Origin of the sequence: Collinsella aerofaciens (genome assembly GCF_040910265.1) — a bacterium.
Taxonomy (GTDB): Bacteria; Actinomycetota; Coriobacteriia; order Coriobacteriales; family Coriobacteriaceae; genus Collinsella; species Collinsella aerofaciens_BK.
In genome coordinates this window covers 21,577-37,922 of the sequence record NZ_JBDGAW010000005.1, presented here as the reverse complement: position 1 = coordinate 37,922, position 16,346 = coordinate 21,577, and the positions used below count along the sequence as shown (strand labels likewise).

The window sequence follows — 16,346 nt, the reverse complement described above, 5'->3', positions numbered from 1 at the left end:
CGGCCGGCGAGCCGGCGAATCGGCAAAGACTGTCCCCGATGACTAGTCATTTAAGTCTGTCCCCAATGACCACTCTTGGTAGGAAAGGCGTCGCGGGGGATTTCGTCCCAAAATGTGTGTGATGTGTGGTCGTCCTAGGAGGGCTTGCGCGCAACCAGGTGGGCGCGGAAGCCTTTCTGCGCCTCGAGCTTGAGCAGGAGGAATCCGGCCCCCTCGGCGAGCGCGCGAAGCTCGGACACCTTGCAGATCCGGACATCGCCGTGACCTGCGAGGCGCGCCAACGGCAGCTCAAAGGTGTTCATGAGCCATACCACGAAGTCGCTCGACGTGTAGTCGCGGAGAATCAGGCGCCCGCCGGGGCGCAGGACTCGGGCCGCCTCGGCGAAGAACCTCTCGGGGTGCGGATAGTGATGGAAACTGTTGGAGCAGAGCACGGCGTCGAAGCTTTGCGGCTCGAAGGGCAGGGCTTCGGCGTCCCCGACGACGAAGCGGACGTTCCCGAGCTGCTTGGCGCATGCCGCCTCGATCATTTTGGGCGTGAGGTCGAGCCCCGTCAGGTGCTTGCCCGGGTATTCCCCGTGCAGCAGCTCCAGGACCGCTCCGGTTCCGCAGCCCACGTCGAGCACGTCCTCGAACGGCTCGAGCGCGAGCTCCTCGAGCATCTGCGGATAGTCGTCTTTGCACATCTCGTAGATCCCGGCATGGCCGGACTCGTAGATCTTCGCCGCTTCGGTGAACTCTTTGACGGAAAGCTGCTTGAGCTCTTCTGCCGATCTGGCCATGAGCCCTCCTATTCCTGGACCTTGAGCGCCTCGGCGAGGCTGACGCGCCTGATGGAGCGCGTGTGCAGGAGCGCCACGACCAAGTAGGTCGCAAAGCCGATGCCGACGCATGCAGCCATGGACCAAGCGGGCACGTAGATCTCGATATTGCCGTTGTAGGCGAGCAGCATCGAGCGGAAGATGGCCGTGAGCGAGCCAATAATGACCGGCAGGCTCAGCACGAGCGACGCCGCCACGCACAGCGTGATCGAGCGGATGTACAGATGCGAGATCTCGCTATCGCGATAGCCAAAGACTTTCATGTAGCTGATCGAACGGGCGCTGTGGTCGATCACCGCTTTGGTCAGCAGGTACATAAACAGCAGGAAGATAAACACTGCGAGCCCGATCATCATTCCGATCATTTTGCTCATCATGCCGATGAACTGGTCACCCACGGCGCGCATGTCGTCGGGCGTGGTGTCGCCGGAAAAGTAACGAGCATCGAGGTCGAGCTTCTCGTCGCTCACATAGCCGTTAAAGTAGGCAGCGTCGTTGTCGAACAGTTCGTTAAAGTCGTCGATACTCATATAGATATTCATGTCCGACTTGGAACCCCAGGCACAGTCCTTGCCCGCGTACTCAAGGGAATAATGCTCGCCCTCGTACTTGTCGCTGAGCGCGACCTTCTGCCCCTCGCTCCAGCCAAACTTATCGAGCAGGCCGCCGCCAAAGACGACGCGCCCATCGCCGACGTTGAGGTCTTTCCAATAGCGCGAATCGGGCGAGATGCCGTAGACAGAAATCGTCTCCTCGCCATTACCATCGCCGCGGTCGTATTGCAGCTGGTAAACGGCATATTTCTCGGCCTGCGCGATTGCGCCCGCGCCGTTGTCGGTCGTATTGACCGGGTGGATATCGTCGTTGTCAGTGTCGATCTTAGAGGCCTTGTCGATCAGATCGATGGCCTCATCGCGGTTGCAGCCGAGGGCATCGGCAAGATCGTCAAGGCGCGCGTAGAGCGCATCCTTCTTGTCCTGGACCTTGGCAAGCGCATCCTGCGCTGCGGTCAGGCTCTCGGCAGACGGAGATGCGGTCGCGGCATCGGCTGCCGCTTGTGCCACATCGGCCGCGTCGTCAAGCTCGTCATCGGCATCCTGGGCGGCAGAAAGCAGCGCGCCGTCAACCGACTGCAAGCGCTCGAGTGCCGACCACTGCTCGCGCTCCTCGGCAGTGCCCTCGAGCTCCAGCGGCGCCTTGAGCGTGTACTGGTGCTCGGCGACCAGGCTCGTCTCGAGGTTGTCCGCGTAGTGCGTCATCGTGGGCAGAATCGCCAGGCCAAAGAGCAGCAGCAGCGAGGCAAACGCAATGCCCACGAAGAGCGTGGCGAAGTTGCCCAGGTTGCGCAGGAAGACGCGCAGGCGAAAGCGCGAGACAAAGCCCATGCGTTCCGGCAGCTGCAGACCGCGCTTGGTACCCGACTTGCCGCTCGCCTCGTGACGAAGGAACTGCAGCGGCGTCTTGCCCATTTTGCGGAGCAGACCCACCAGCGTGATGAGGATGAGCGCGGCGGCGGGGACCACAGCGCACTTCACAAAGATCTCCCAGCTCCAGTACACCTGGAAGGGTGGCAGGCTGTACGAACCGTAGTAGAGACCGCGCATGGGCTCGGTAAAGAACGCAACGCCGAGCGCGGTGCCCAAAAGTGCCGCGAGCACGCCCACGATGGCGGGAAGTGCCAGGTAGTGCAGCACGATCTCGCGGCGGCGATAGCCACTGGCGAGCAGCGTGCCGATGATGGCGCTCTCCTCCTCGATGGTGGCGTCGGTAAGGACCACAAAGACAAACGCCATGATCACGATGATGATGTCGAGCAACGTCATCCACATCATGGAGTCGCCGTCCACGTCGTCGCGCGCATAGCCAATGCCCTGATTGGAATCGGCATCGATCAGATCGTCCACGCGCGCATCGGCATCGGTCAGCGCCTCGACCATATCCTGTTCGGCATCGGTACGGTCCGCGGTGGAGAGGTCGCGATCGGTAAAGGTAAAGGAGTAGGTGTAGGCAGGCGCGCCACCGGCGTCCTCAAGCGCGGCAAAGCCGGCGTCGGTGACCTCGGCCACGCCATAGGTGATGGTGTTCACCGTAAAGTCCGAATTGTTGAGGAACAGTGCCTGGCTATCGGGCTGGGTCATGATGCCGCAGATGGTGTAGGTGCGACCCTCGAGCTCGACTTTATCGCCCACGGACAGGTTGTTATTGGTAGCGAAGACACGGTCGATGGCCACCTCATCGTCCGTCTTGGGCTCCTTGCCCTCACAGTAGGACGCGATATCGACCTTGGTGCGGTGCGCACAGGTACGCAGCGTGCGCTTGGTGCCGTCGTCGCCGGCGGTCTTTTTGATGATGGCGTCGATGGAGAAATTCTTGTAGAGCGTGACGCCGCCGACGTCGTCGGCCGCGTCCTCGGCCGCCTTGAGCTGATCGTCGGTAGCCTCGAAGGAGGTGGTCACGCGGCCGTCCTCAATCGTGTACGCATCGCGCATGTCGTCGATAAGGCAACCGATGGAATGCGCCGCGAGCAAAAAGCCCGAGGTAAGGGCGATGCTTCCGCACATAAGCAAAAAGATGCCCAGGTACTTGCCGATATTGCGGCGCAGCTCGCGCGGGAGACGTTTTGCGAGAGGTGTCATGGCGCCGCCTACCAATCGAGCTCGGCGGGCGCGACGGGCGACTCGTTGAGCTCATCCTCGACGATGCGCCCGTCGCGCAGGCGCAGCACGCGGTTGGCCATGCGAGCGATGGCGGCGTTGTGCGTGACGATGATGATGGTGCAGCCGTACTCGTGATTGACACCCTCCATGAGCTGCAGGATTTCCTTGGACGTCTTATAGTCGAGCGCGCCCGTAGGCTCGTCGCACAGCAGCAGACCTGGGTTTTTGACGAGCGCGCGGCCGATGGCACAGCGCTGCTGCTGGCCGCCCGAAACTTGGCGCGGGAACTTGTTGCGGTGCTCGTAAAGGCCCAGCGAACGCAGCAGGTCGTCGACATTGAGCGGGTTTTTGGACAGGTGCGCCGTGACCTCGATGTTCTCCTTGATGGTGAGGTCGGGCACCAGATTGTAGAACTGGAAGACGAAGCCCAGCTCACGGCGGCGGTACTCACCCAGGTCGGTAGGCTTGAGCACCGTGAGGTCGCAGCCGTCCACCATGATGGAGCCGCCGTCGGCATCCTCCAGGCCGCCGATCAGGTTGAGAAAGGTCGACTTGCCCGAGCCCGAGGGGCCCAGCATGACGCAGATCTCGCCGCGGTTGATGGACGTGTCGATGCCATCGAGTACCGTCAGGCGCGCATCACCGTCGCCGTAGTGTTTCTTGAGCCCTTTGACCTGGACATAGGCTTGCTTTGTCGCCATGCTATCCCCCGTTGTTAGCCTTCTGCTACTTTTCTAGGCTAATAGTAAACCCGGGCGAACTATTTTTAAGCGACGTGCGCGAACTATTTTCCAACCTACTCATTGGGACAGTCCCTGCCAGCCCTGCCGGCGAATCGGCAAAGACTGTCCCCAATGACTAGGTGGCTAGGCGTGGGATTTGTTGTGGGCGAGGGCTAGGCCTACGGCGGCGATGGCGGCGGCGAAGAGCACCGTGACGCCCAGATCGCAGGCGATGTCGCCCAGCACGGTGGACGTCAGGTCCGCGGCGAGCGCCTTGCCGATCGCGTCGTTCACCCAATACGTCGGCACAAAGTGCGCCACCGTCTGCACGGCCGGGCCCATGAGCGACAGCGGCATCCAGGCGCCGCCCAAAAACGTCATGAGCATGCCGAGCAGGTTGCCCACACCGTTGAGCAGCTCCTCGCGCGCGCCCAGGCTCGACAGCGTAAAGCCAACAGCCAGCGGCGTGCACGCCAGGGCAAACGTTGCCGCCAGCGCTAGGCACACGCGACCCACGCCGACCTCGGCAACCGCGCCAGCAAAGCCCACGACGCCCATCATGCTCGACACGAGCCAGATGCAGACGGTGAGCACGGCGGCGGCCGCGAACACAGCGAGCGAACGCTGGCGCTCGGAGACCGGACTGGCATCCATGCGGCGCACGCGCTCGGGCTCGTTCATGCCCGAAAACACCAGTCCCACCGACACGATGACCGACGAGATGATCGCGTACGCGCCAAAGTTGAAGTACGACTCGAGCGTGGTAGCAGCAGTCGAGTCGACCTTGACCTGCTCGATCTGGACCTCCGCGCGCTTTGCGGCCGCGTGCTCGGCGGCCCTTGCGACGTCACCGTTGGAGGCAGCGGGTTCAAGCGCCGCCGCAGCGCCCGCGAGCGAGATCCAGCGCGAGGCCTCGGCGGACGAAAGCGCCGCCGCCATGGTGCCGGAACCATAGGTCACGTCGAGCTTGGGCAGGGCCTCCCCCGCACGGGCGGCTGCAACAAGATCGTCCTCAAACCCCTCCGGGATAAAGAACACGCAATCGGCACTGCCCTTGGCGCTGTTGCTCTTGGAGAGCGCGTCGGCAAGGTCGTATGCGTCGTCGCCGACGCCTGTGACCAGGTCAAAGCGCGACCCCAAGTGCTTGGTGAGCGCCCGCGAAAGGTCGCTGTTGTCGCGATCGACCACGATCACGTTGGTGTCGTAGGGCTTGTATTCGGTGAGCTGCGACGAGTTCCAGCTCACCGATGCCGCAATGAACACGCCCATGAGCGAGATGAACACCGTGTAGATGAGCAGGTAGAACGGGTGCGCCAGCGCCATGCGAAGCGCGGTCTTAAAGGTGCTCATAGCGGCTCCTTCCAAAGATCAGCGTGGCGGCAGCGACAAACACCAGGGCCATCAGGACGAGCGCGCCCGCGCGCACGGCAAACGGCCCCAGGTCCTCAAAGAAATACAGACGGTTGAACATGTCGCAGATGAGCTTGACGGGGTTGAGCCAGCACTCGGCCGGACAGGCGCGGGCGACGTCGTCGGCAAGCGCCATCGCCGGCTCGCCGTAAAGGCCGGCGAACAGGGCGCACGTGGTGGCAAAGCCCGTGAGGATACCCGACTTGGACGCCTTGCCGCCCTTAACGGGCAGCGTGCCCACAAAGAGTCCCATGCCCGTCGCGGCAAGCGCGGATGCGGCGCCGCCTACCAGGCAGAGTCCCTCGCGCCCGCCAAAGTCGACGCCCACGACCAGGCGCACGTAGCCGATCGCGATCGACATCGAGGCAAAGGAAACCAGCCACGAGCCGATATAAATACCTGCCAGCGAAGCCGTCTTGGAAACGCCGCCCACGCAGCGACGGGCGCCAAGGCCCGACAGATTGGGCTGCAGGTCGACGACGCTCAAAGCGGCAAACTCGGCAGACATCATCGCTACCAGGCCAAAGAGCGCGTAGTAGTAGATGACCGTGCCATCGGGCGTGGCACGAGTCAGGCTCACGCGGCGGGTTCCGCCCTCGAGCGACAGGGCGTGCGCAACCGTCTCCGGGTCGGCAAGCGCCGCCGGGTCGTCCTGGGCAATCTGGGCCATGAGCTCGGCATTTTGCGTATACGAACTTGCCACCGTCTCCAGAATGCTGCGGTCGACGAGCACCGTGGACGCACGCGAGCTGTCGTAGCTCGAGAGCAGCGTGAGCTTGGGCGTGCCCGCGGCATCGACCGTGTAGATGCCCGCGACCTCGCCCGCCTTGAGCGCGCGGTTCGCGGCGGCCGCATCCTCGCACTCGTGAATTTCGAGCAGCTGTTCGTCGCCCTCCTTGGCAAGCGACGTCGCCACATCCTTAAAGGTCGCGGCGTCCCAGACCTCGTCCGCCACGATGGCCACCGGCACCGGGTCGACCTTGCCGTCGGAGCTCAGGTTCGCAAACATAAACATGAACATCGTGGAAAGCGCAACGGGAAAGACCGCACCCCAAACCCAGGTGCTCGGCCGACGCAACAGCGTCTTGAGCGTGATGATGATGGTGTTGAACATGGCCGCCCCCTAGTCGCGCAGCTCGCGGCCGGTGATCTCGAGGAACACGTCGTTAAGGGTCGGCGGCTCGGAGTAGATGCGGCCGAGCGGTACGTCGTGCGAGCGCAGCGCGTCGAGGATGTCGGTCAGGTTATGCGGGCTCGCTTCGCACGAAAACGTGAGCTGGCCCGCCGTCGCCGCCAGGTCCAGGACATGCGGCAGACTCGCAACGGCGGCGAGTGCCGCGCTCGGCACCTCACCGACCTCAATCACGATCTTCTCGCCCATCTGAATCATGCGCTTGAGCTCGTCGTTGGTGCCCTGCGCCAACACGCGCCCGCCGTCCATGATCATGATGCGGCTGCAGATCTGCTCGACCTCCTCCATGTAGTGGCTGGTATACACCACCGTGGCGCCCTCGTCGCGCAGTCGGCAGATGCCCTCCAGGATGGCGTTGCGGCTCTGCGGGTCGACCGCCACCGTGGGCTCGTCGAAGAAGATGAGCTCGGGCTTGTGCGCGATGCCGCAGGCGATGTTAAGGCGACGCGCCAGGCCGCCCGAAAGCTTGCCGGGGCGGAACTTGGCAAAGTCGCCCAGGCCGACAAAGTCGATTGCCTCGTCCACCAGCGCGCGGCGGCGCTTACGGTCGTTGACGTAGAGGCTGCAGAAATAGTCGATGTTCTCGCGCACGGTGAGCTCGTCAAACACCGCCACCTGCTGCGGCACCACGCCAATACGGCGCTTAATGTCGTAGCGGACGGGCGTCATGGGCTCGCCGAACAGCTCGATGGTGCCCTTGTCGTAGGCGAGCAGCTGCAGGATGCAGTTGATGGACGTGGTCTTGCCCGAGCCATTGGGGCCAAGCAGGCCAAAGATCTCGCCAGGGGCGATGTTCAGGTTAAAGTGGTCGAGCGCGATAAGGTCGTCATAGCGCTTGACGAGGTTTTCGACGTGGACGATGTCTGTCATGAGGCGGCCTTTCCGTTGATTGCGACCCGGTACGATTGCATCATCGCAGGAGCTGCCGGTGCGCACCAGTGAGCTTTGTCACGAGTGCGGGGGCCTTGGTCGTGCGGCCTGCCGACGCCCCCGCTTTGCCGCGCGGGAGGAATGTCACGGTTGCGCAGGCGGCCCCTCCACCACGCGCAGCTTCGCGTACAATACCCGTATGAACAGGCTTTTCGACAAATCGATAGTGCTAGCGTGCTGCATCGCAGCCGCCGTGGGCCTTGCTGTGGACGCTCGCCTGGTCGCGGCGTTTTGCCTGGGCGTTATTGCCACCTCACTGGCCGAGCTCGCACAGAAGGAACGCACGCGCCGTGCAAGCGAGACCGCGAGCTACGTCTACATCATCGCGGCCGTTTTCGTGCCGCCGTTTGTGCCGTTTGCGCCCCTCGCCCTCTATGACATTGCGCGGCGGGTGCGCCGTGAACGCGTTTGGGTCGCGCTGGGCATTGGCGTCGCCTTTGTCTTTGCGCTCGTCGCGAACCTTCGCGCCGACGCGCTCACCGCCCGAACGCTCCTGCTGACCGCCATCCTTTCGGTTGCCGCCACCTTGCTATCGCTACGTACCGCCCAGTTGGAGCGCGAGCAGCAGCGCATGCGCCGTACCCGTGACGAGCTGCAGGAACGAGCCCTCGCGCTCGAAGCGCGCAACCGCGATCTTGCCGATCGCCAGGACTACGAAGTCGAGCTCGCGACGCTCGCCGAACGCGCCCGCATCGCGCGCGAAATCCACGATAACGTGGGCCACCAGCTCACGCGTGCCTCGCTGCAGACCGAGGCCCTGCGCGTCGTGCACGCCGACAAGCCCGGCGTCGCCGCCGATTTCGCCGACGTTAAACGCACGGTTGACGAGGCGCTCCAGCTTGTGCGCACCAGCATCCACGCGCTCAACGACAACGCCGTCGACCTTTCCGTGCAGCTCGAACGCATTGTTGAAGGCGCGCGCTCGGACAGCGGTCCGCAGATTGAGCTTGAGGTTTTGGCCGAGCATGCGCCCGCCAACGTCGCCAACTGCTTTGCGGCGGTGCTGCGCGAGGCGCTTTCCAACGCCATGCGCCACGCCCATGCCAAAACCATTACCGTGCGGTGCATGGAGCATCCGTCGTTTTACCAGCTCATCGTTACCGATGATGGCGCAGACGCGACCCCGGCGAGCAGCAGCAACGTCGCAGAAGGCATGGGGCTCGTCTCCATGTGCGAGCGCGTCGAGGCGCTTGGCGGAACCTTCACCGCCGGCCTGCGCGCCGGCGCCCCCGGCTGGCGCGTGTTTGCCACCGTCCCCAAACAGCAAGGAGATGACGCCCGATGAGGCTCATAGTTGTCGACGACGACCGCTTGGTAGTCGATTCGCTCAAGATTATCCTGGGCGCCCAGCCGCAGATCGAAGTGGTGGGCACCGGAGCCGACGGCAACGACGCGGTGGCACTCTACGCCGAGCACGCGCCCGATATCGCGCTGCTCGACATTCAGATGCCGGGGCGCGACGGCCTTTCGGCGGCGCGCGAAATCCTTGAGCACGACCCCGCGGCACGCGTGGTGTTTCTGACGACATTCTCGGATGACGAGTACATTGTGTCGGCGCTCAAGCTGGGCGCCCGCGGTTACCTGATCAAGACCGATGTCGCCGCCATTCCGCCAGCGTTGGCGCAGGTCATGGATGGTAAACGCGTGCTCGAGGGCAAGGCGATCGAAGATGTCGATTTTGATGGGGCGAACGCTGAGGCCGGTGCGACTCGCCGGCCCGCGGCCTTTGCCGGTCTGACCGACCGCGAGTTCGAAGCCGCCGAGCTCATCGCCCGCGGCCTCGATAACAAGGAGATTGCCGCCACGGCTTATATGGGAGAAGGCACGGTGCGCAACCACATCAGCTCGATCCTGGCCAAAATGGGCCTGCGCAACCGTACGCAAATCGCCATCGCCTACCTGCGAGGGTAATTACCCAACGGCCGACCGCTCCGGCATAGCAAAATGGCTGCCATCGATTTAATGCCATTTCAAAACTAAGCCGGTTTACGGGGCTAAACTCAGGACCCCCATCCATACCCGCGTTTTCTGCAAAATGACGGCTCGTCTACCTGCAGTTTTATTTTCACGAATATCGGCATGGTTGGGGACTCGTGACTCAGCCCCGTAAACCGGCATAGTTTTGTTTGAACGGTCCTGCGCGAACGCACCCACCAGCCGCGTGGGGCCAAAAATGATCCGTTTTCCTCCGTCCCCGGGGGATCATTTGGCGGCGCCAACCACGAAATCGGCCCATCTACTACGTTTGACTCGATACCCCTGACCATGCCTTCGTTTTGAACAAAATCGCAGGCGTTCTACCTGCGGTTTTGTTTTTGCGCTGTTCGCCATAGTGAGGGTAGCAGCCTAAACGTAGTAGATAGGCCCATTTTGTGGCAGACGGGTCGCGCGGTAGCCCTCGCGAGGCAAAAATGATCCGTTTCCCTCTGTCCACGGGAGATCAAGGGCTGCTACGGATATGGTGCTATTTCAAAACTATGCCGGATTACGGGGCTAAAGTCGGAGTCCTCATCCATACAGCCTTTTTTTGAAAAACGGCAGGCTGTCTACCTGCGGTTTTGTTTTTGCGATTTTCTGCATGGTCGGAGGTTCGCTATCCAGCCCCGTAATCCAGCATAGTTTTGTTCGCGACGGCACAACCGCGCGTTTAAGCGCGGGGCCGGTGGGGCATTTTTGCCCCACCGGCCCCTATTCCAGCTCTATTCCAGCGCTATTCCGGCTTGGTTTCCACCGTGGGAGTCTTATCCGCCGCAACCGGAGTACGGACGGTGTCCATGCTCAGGCAGTGTTTGGGGCAGCTTTCGATGCACTCGCCGCACACCACGCAGGCATACGGGTCGATCGACCACGTCCCGCCCTTGCGATCGACTGCGAGCGCGCCCGCCGGGCAGCGACGCGCGCACATGCCGCAGCAAATGCACACGTCCATGTCATTGACGATATGCCCGCGCAGGCGCTCGGGCGCCGCGAGCTTCTCCTGCGGATAGCACACCGTGACCGGCTGCTTGACCATAGAACCCAAGGCCGTCTTGGCAAATGTCAGCAAACTCATGCCGTGCCTACCTTTCCGTGCAGCTAATGCAGGGGTCGATGGTCAGGATAATCATGGGCACGTTGGCAAGGAGCACGCCCTGCAGCGCATGCGTCAGACCCGCCAGGTTCTGCGACGTCGGCGTGCGCACGCGGAAACGGTCCAGGTTCTTGGTGCCGTTGCCGCGCACATAGTAATACGCCTCGCCGCGCGGCTGCTCAATCACAACCTCGCCGCGCGCGCCGTCGGCCGGTGTGAGCTTGGTACGCCCGCCGATACCGTCGTGCGGAATCTTGCCCACAAGCTCCTTAATGATGTCCATGGCCTGCGTGACCTCGGCACAGCGCACCTGGCAGCGGGCATAGCAATCGCCATCGGTAGCAACGATGGGCTCAAACGCAGCCAGATCCGCATAGGCACCGTCGTCAAACATGCGCACGTCGTAATCCACGCCCGATGCGCGCCCAAACGGACCGACCATCGAAAGCTCCAGTGCATCTTTCTTGCTGATCACGCCCACGCCATGCAGGCGCTCGCCGCAGCTGGCGTCGTCCAAAAACGTATGCACCAGAGCCTCGTAGTCGGGGCGCATGGCATCGAGCGTCTGGACAATGCCGGCCAGCTCGGAGTCCTCAATATCGTGCTTAAGGCCGCCAATCTCGTTGATCGACAGAATCACGCGACCGCCGCACGTGCTCTCGAAGATCTTGAGAATCTGCTCGCGCAGGGTCCACGAACGATAGAACAGCGCCTCGAAGCCAAAGGCATCGGCGAGCAGGCCCAGCCACAGCAGATGCGAGTGGATGCGCGAAAGCTCGTGCAAAATGGTGCGGATATACTGCACGCGGCCGGGCACCTCGATGTCGAGCATGCGCTCGCAGGCGCTGGCATAGCCGCAGCTGTGACCAACGGCGCAGATGCCGCAGATGCGCTCGGCGATGTAGCCAAACTGATGCATATCGCGCTTTTCGGTGAGCTTCTCGAGTCCTCGGTGCACAAAGCCGATCTGCGGAATTGCCTCGAGAACGCGGTCGTCCTCAATCACCAGGTCCAGATGAAGCGGCTCAGGCAGCACCGGGTGCTGCGGGCCAAACGGAATAACGGAGCGATGTGCCATGGACCTTACGCCTCCTTTTTCTGCTTGTCGCGGGCGGCCTTGGCGGCAAGCGCCGCGCGGACCTTGGCCGCTTTCTCGGGATCCATGGCGGCGAGCTTTGCCTCCATCTCGGCAGCCTTGAGCGCCGCCCTGGCAGCAGCCTCATCGTGCTGAGCATCGGAACCGGCAGCCGCAGCGGGCTGGGCAGCGGCGCCCGCGGCATCGCCGGCAGCCGCGGCGCCCTCCCCTGCAGCAGCGGCGGCCTTCTCGGCTGCAGCCTTGCGCGCCTTGGCCTCGGCGGCCGCGCGGACCTTCATGGCCTTCTCGCGCGCGGCCTTCACCTCGGGCGTGATGACGCTCATGGGTTCGGCAGTCGAGACCTGGTAGAAAAAGCCCTTAAAGTCGATCTGCATGTCGGTGATGGCAAGCCCAAACAGATCGTGCGCTTCATTTTCAAACGGGAACACCGCGGGGTAATACGAGCTGATGGACGGAATCTCCTGGTACTGGTCGATGCCCTCAGCCACCAGGTTCTCAATCGCATAGCTGCCGTCCTGCGCAATATGCTCCTGAGCAGCACGAACGTTGATAAACGTATAGACCAAGCGATACGAGCCGTCGTCGACGTTACGCTCGGCGTGCATTTGCACAAAGCGCGCACCGACACCCTTAAGCGCCTGGACATGCGACAGGAGCTCGTCGATCCCAACGGTGGTATAGATAGCCTTTTGCATTACTCGGCCTCCTTCGCAGCGACGGACGCGGAGGGCGTCCCAGCAGGTGCGTCGCCAGCGGCGGGCGTCCCAGCAGGTGCGTCGCCAACGGCGGGCGCGTCGCCGGCCCCCGCGGCCACAAACCCGTCCTCGCCCAGCTCAACGCCACCGTCCCAGGTAGCGGCACCGCCCACGGTGAGCGGATCGCCGCCGGCGCGCATCACGGCCTCCTTCTGGTCCAGGATGCCACACGCCTCCACGATGGCATCGATCACCGTCTCGGGGCGAATGGCGCACCCGGGCGCGTACACGTCCACGGGAATCGCGCGGTCCACGCCGCCAATCACGTTGTAGGCATCGCGGAACACGCCGCCCGAGCACGCGCAGATGCCGCACGCCACCACGCACTTGGGCTCGAGCATCTGGTTGTAAATCTGACGCACGACGGGCAGGTTCTGGGCATTGACCGACCCCGTCACCAAAAAGATATCCGCATGCTTGGGGTTGCCGGTGTTGACCACACCAAAGCGCTCCGCATCGAACAGCGGCGTGAGCGAGGCCAGCACCTCGATATCGCATCCGTTGCAGCTCGAGCCGTCGTAATGAATAACCCACGGCGAGCGCGACATTTTATGATCCATGGATGCCGCCTCCTAAATAAACACGTCGACGAGGATGGGCATGAGGTTGAGCAGGCCAAACACCAGCGCCACGCCCCAGCCGAGCTTAAAGCAGCTGCGCCAGGTGCTGCGTGCGAAGGTGTTGTCGATCAGCACCTCGACAAAATACGTCGCGGCCATGACGACCAGGGAGACCACCCAGCTCACCGGGTTGTCCCAAACAAAGAACATGCCCACCCACATCAAAAACAGCACGGTCTCGCACCAGTGCATAAGGGTCATCTTGGCCAGCGTGCTGCCGCTCATCTCGGTGGCGACGCCCTGGACAATCTCCTGATGCGCGTGATGCGAGTACGAAAGGTCAAACGGCGACTTGCGCAGCTTGATGGTAAGCACCGCGAGCAGCGCAAGGAAAATGGGCGCGCTGTACACGATGATGGGGGCCGACTGCCCCGTCACAGCAATGGAATCGAAGCTGTCGGTGGCAAGATACAGGCCCACGCTCATCAGCAGAACGGCGGGCTCGTAACTCATAACCTGCAGCAGCTCGCGGTCGGCGCCAACCTGGGCAAACGGGCTTTGCGTCGAGGCGGACGCCAACACCACAAAGATCGCGGCGAGCGTCACCATAAAGGCGCACAGCAGCGTGTTGGAGCCCGACACAAAGATGCCGCCGCCCACCACGGTAAAGATGAGTGCGCACGCCATGTAGGTATCATCCATGGTGTTTACGCTGGCAGGGGCCTTGCGCAGCAGCTTGGCAACGTCGTAGAAGGGCTGGAGCAGGCGCGGACCCACGCGGCCCTGCATGCGGGCCGAAAGCTTGCGGTCAAGGCCGTCGATCAGTCCACCCACAAGCGGCGCAATCAAGGCAAACGCCACGGTACCAATAAATATGCCCACGACACCCGAACCTTCAAAATACTTGCCGCGCAGCACCGAGGGCGCGCTCATGGCAAGCCGCTCGGGCCCAATCCACGCGCAACACAGCAGCGCAAACAAGATAATGCTGCAACACACGACGCTACCCGCGGGGCCAATACGCTTCTCGCCAAGGGCGTCCTCCGAGTACCAATTGCGCTTTTCGGCCTTCACCTCGTGTCCCATCGAGCCGCGGAAATGGCGGTAATTGTCGGTTCCCACGCCCGAAAGATATACGTTTACGTGCGGTTTGTTGCTCACGCGGAATGAAGTCAGCAGCACCACGGCGATAAACGCCACGATAACCACCATCAGATACATGGCATCCTTGCCAATAACGTACGGCACGCGGCCAAACACCATGGCCAAGTAAGGCGACACCAGACCGCTCGAGATAACCGGGAACGCCACGCAGCACAGAATCAGCAGCGCGGCGATGGTGTTGAGGGCCATCCATTCGGTCTTATGGACATTGACCTCAACGTTTTGAGCCGTGGGGTCGACGCCCGAAAGCTTGGCAAGCCACTTGCCCCAGAAGAAGAACGTCGCGGCCGAGCCAAAGGCAAGCACCATGATCATGAGCACGTTGCCGGTCTGCGCAAACGCCACCAGGGCGCCCCACTTGGACACGAGCATGCCAAACGGCGCCACGAACATGCCCATGATGCCCAGCATCATCAGGCGCGTCAGGTGCGGCATGCGGCTGAACATACCGTCCATGTCCTCGATATTGCGGCTGCCGATATGATGCTCGGCCGTGCCCACGCACAGGAACAGCAGCGACTTTGCCACCGTATGGAACAGGATCAGGAAGATCGCGGCCCACACGGCCTCGGGCGCGCCGACGCCCAGGCAGGCGCTGATAAGGCCCAAGTTGGAAATGGTGGAGTACGCAAGCACGCGTTTGGCGTTGCTCTGCGAGATGGCCATGAGGGCAGCGAGCAAAAACGTGATGGCACCCACACTCGTGACCATAAAGCCAGTCACGGGATAGATGGCATAGAGCGGGCTGAGCTTGACCATCAGGAACACGCCGGCTTTGACCATGGTTGACGAGTGCAGCAGGGCGCTCGTGGGCGTGGGGGCAACCATGGCACCCAATAGCCAAGTGTGGAACGGCATCTGTGCGGCCTTGGTGAGTGCGGCGAGCGACAGCAGAACGACCGGCATCACCAGCAGCGCGGATTGCGCGGTTCCGGCGCCGGAAAGCTCGATCATGCCCGAGATGGTCAGCGGCATGCCGTTGACGTGCAGGAACATAAGGCCCGCTAAAAACGCGATGCCGCCCAGCATGTTGAGGATGATCTGGGTGAAGGCGTTCTTGATGGCCTCGGGCGTGCGCGTGTAGCCAATCATGAGGAACGAGCACACGGTGGTGATTTCCCAGCCGCAGAACAGCCACTCCAGGTTGTCGCTCGTCACGATGACGAACATGGCCGAGAGGAACAGAAACATAAGCGCCAGGAACTGCGGGCGTCGGTCGGGCGCGGTCTGCCCGCGCAGCGCAGCCTCGTGCTCGTCATGGGCCTGGAAGTCCTTCATATAACCCAAGGCATACACGCAGATTAGGCTGCCGACAATGCCGACGGCGAGCACCATGATCACACTCATGTAGTCTAGGTAGAGCGGCGTCGCCGTGACGGCTTCGGCCGCAGGCAACGTCATGGTCGCGAAGGCAATCGAGCCCGCCAGCTGCACCACGCCGAGCACCGTGGTGAGCGTGCTCTTATATTTACGCGCGTTGTACAGGATGACGGCGCACAGGATCACGTCAATGACGGAGCTGATGATCGAGAGCACATGCGAGGTGCCGGGGGCAACCTCGAAGCTCTGCGGGCCCGTGCCAAAAAACATGACGGCGACTACAACCGTCACCGCCATAATGATGCCAGAGCCTACAAGCCCTAGCGCATCGCGGGCGCGGTCACCGCGCGCGAGCAGCATGCCCAGCGCCGGTACCAGCGGAAACAGGGTAAGGAAATACAGTAGCGTCATACCATCACTCCCCCATGCAAAAACGCTGCAATTGTTTAACGTTATAGCTCAGTTGAGGAGTAGCGGCGGCGGGTTTTCGGTCAACTGGGGAGTTTTAGGCGTACGGGGTAACGAGTCTGTCCGCTTTGGAGCAGAGAGGCGACGCTCCCCCTATCGCGGCGGCAGGCGCACGGGCCACTGCGCGCGGTTTATTAACCACTTTGGAGGATGTTCCAGTAGGCTCACGACGGTCCAAAAA

Annotated in this window: 13 protein-coding genes; 2 read left to right on the top strand and 11 right to left on the bottom strand. The window is 62.4% G+C overall.

Annotated features, from left to right (window positions below; genetic code table 11):
- Positions 1-134: 134 nt before the first annotated feature.
- The 6 genes from AB5Z14_RS03625 to AB5Z14_RS03600 all read right to left on the bottom strand — a co-directional run bounded on the left by AB5Z14_RS03625 (position 135) and on the right by AB5Z14_RS03600 (position 7,672).
- Positions 135-782: a class I SAM-dependent methyltransferase gene (locus AB5Z14_RS03625; protein ID WP_368130328.1), complete on the bottom strand. Its 648-nt coding sequence runs from the start codon at positions 780-782 to the stop codon at positions 135-137.
- 8 nt (positions 783-790) lie between these two features.
- Positions 791-3,457, bottom strand: a complete 2,667-nt coding sequence (locus tag AB5Z14_RS03620; RefSeq protein WP_368130327.1) for an ABC transporter permease — start codon at positions 3,455-3,457, stop codon at positions 791-793.
- An 8-nt stretch (positions 3,458-3,465) separates the two neighbouring features.
- A complete protein-coding gene (locus AB5Z14_RS03615; RefSeq protein WP_368130326.1) occupies positions 3,466-4,179 on the bottom strand; it encodes an ABC transporter ATP-binding protein in 714 nt (237 codons plus the stop codon).
- Between the two features lie 165 nt (positions 4,180-4,344).
- Positions 4,345-5,550 (bottom strand): ABC transporter permease, encoded by a 1,206-nt coding sequence (locus AB5Z14_RS03610; protein ID WP_368130325.1) that lies wholly within the window; start codon positions 5,548-5,550, stop codon positions 4,345-4,347.
- Entirely contained in the window at positions 5,537-6,724 is a 1,188-nt protein-coding gene (locus AB5Z14_RS03605; RefSeq protein ID WP_368130324.1) for an ABC transporter permease, read from the bottom strand. The genes AB5Z14_RS03610 and AB5Z14_RS03605 overlap by 14 nt, the downstream gene beginning before the upstream one ends.
- 9 nt (positions 6,725-6,733) lie before the next feature.
- Complete coding sequence (locus AB5Z14_RS03600) at positions 6,734-7,672, bottom strand: ABC transporter ATP-binding protein (protein ID WP_368130323.1); 939 nt, start codon at positions 7,670-7,672, stop codon at positions 6,734-6,736.
- A 199-nt stretch (positions 7,673-7,871) separates the two neighbouring features.
- On the opposite strand from AB5Z14_RS03600, the gene AB5Z14_RS03595 reads away from it, so the two are divergent.
- Both AB5Z14_RS03595 and AB5Z14_RS03590 read left to right on the top strand, forming a co-directional pair.
- The gene (locus AB5Z14_RS03595) at positions 7,872-9,017 is read left to right on the top strand and encodes a sensor histidine kinase (RefSeq protein ID WP_368130321.1); all 1,146 of its coding nucleotides are present in this window, start codon (positions 7,872-7,874) and stop codon (positions 9,015-9,017) included.
- Positions 9,014-9,643, top strand: a complete 630-nt coding sequence (locus AB5Z14_RS03590; RefSeq protein WP_368130320.1) for a response regulator — start codon at positions 9,014-9,016, stop codon at positions 9,641-9,643. Before AB5Z14_RS03595 ends, AB5Z14_RS03590 begins: the two co-directional genes overlap by 4 nt.
- A gap of 799 nt (positions 9,644-10,442) precedes the next feature.
- Here AB5Z14_RS03590 and AB5Z14_RS03585 read toward each other — a convergent pair.
- From AB5Z14_RS03585 to AB5Z14_RS03565, 5 genes are read right to left on the bottom strand one after another with little or no spacing between them, the layout of a single operon-like run.
- Positions 10,443-10,784 (bottom strand): 4Fe-4S dicluster domain-containing protein, encoded by a 342-nt coding sequence (locus AB5Z14_RS03585; RefSeq protein WP_368130319.1) that lies wholly within the window; start codon positions 10,782-10,784, stop codon positions 10,443-10,445.
- Positions 10,785-10,791: 7 nt separating this feature from the next.
- Complete coding sequence (locus AB5Z14_RS03580; protein WP_368130318.1) at positions 10,792-11,880, bottom strand: hydrogenase large subunit; 1,089 nt, start codon at positions 11,878-11,880, stop codon at positions 10,792-10,794.
- 5 nt (positions 11,881-11,885) lie between these two features.
- The gene (locus AB5Z14_RS03575; RefSeq protein WP_368130316.1) at positions 11,886-12,593 is read right to left on the bottom strand and encodes an NADH-quinone oxidoreductase subunit C; all 708 of its coding nucleotides are present in this window, start codon (positions 12,591-12,593) and stop codon (positions 11,886-11,888) included.
- Positions 12,593-13,213, bottom strand: coding sequence for an NADH-quinone oxidoreductase subunit B family protein (locus AB5Z14_RS03570; RefSeq protein ID WP_368130315.1), 621 nt, complete (start codon positions 13,211-13,213; stop codon positions 12,593-12,595). Before AB5Z14_RS03570 ends, AB5Z14_RS03575 begins: the two co-directional genes overlap by 1 nt.
- Before the next feature lie 12 nt (positions 13,214-13,225).
- Positions 13,226-16,108, bottom strand: coding sequence for a proton-conducting transporter transmembrane domain-containing protein (locus AB5Z14_RS03565; protein ID WP_368130313.1), 2,883 nt, complete (start codon positions 16,106-16,108; stop codon positions 13,226-13,228).
- Positions 16,109-16,346 lie beyond the last annotated feature (238 nt).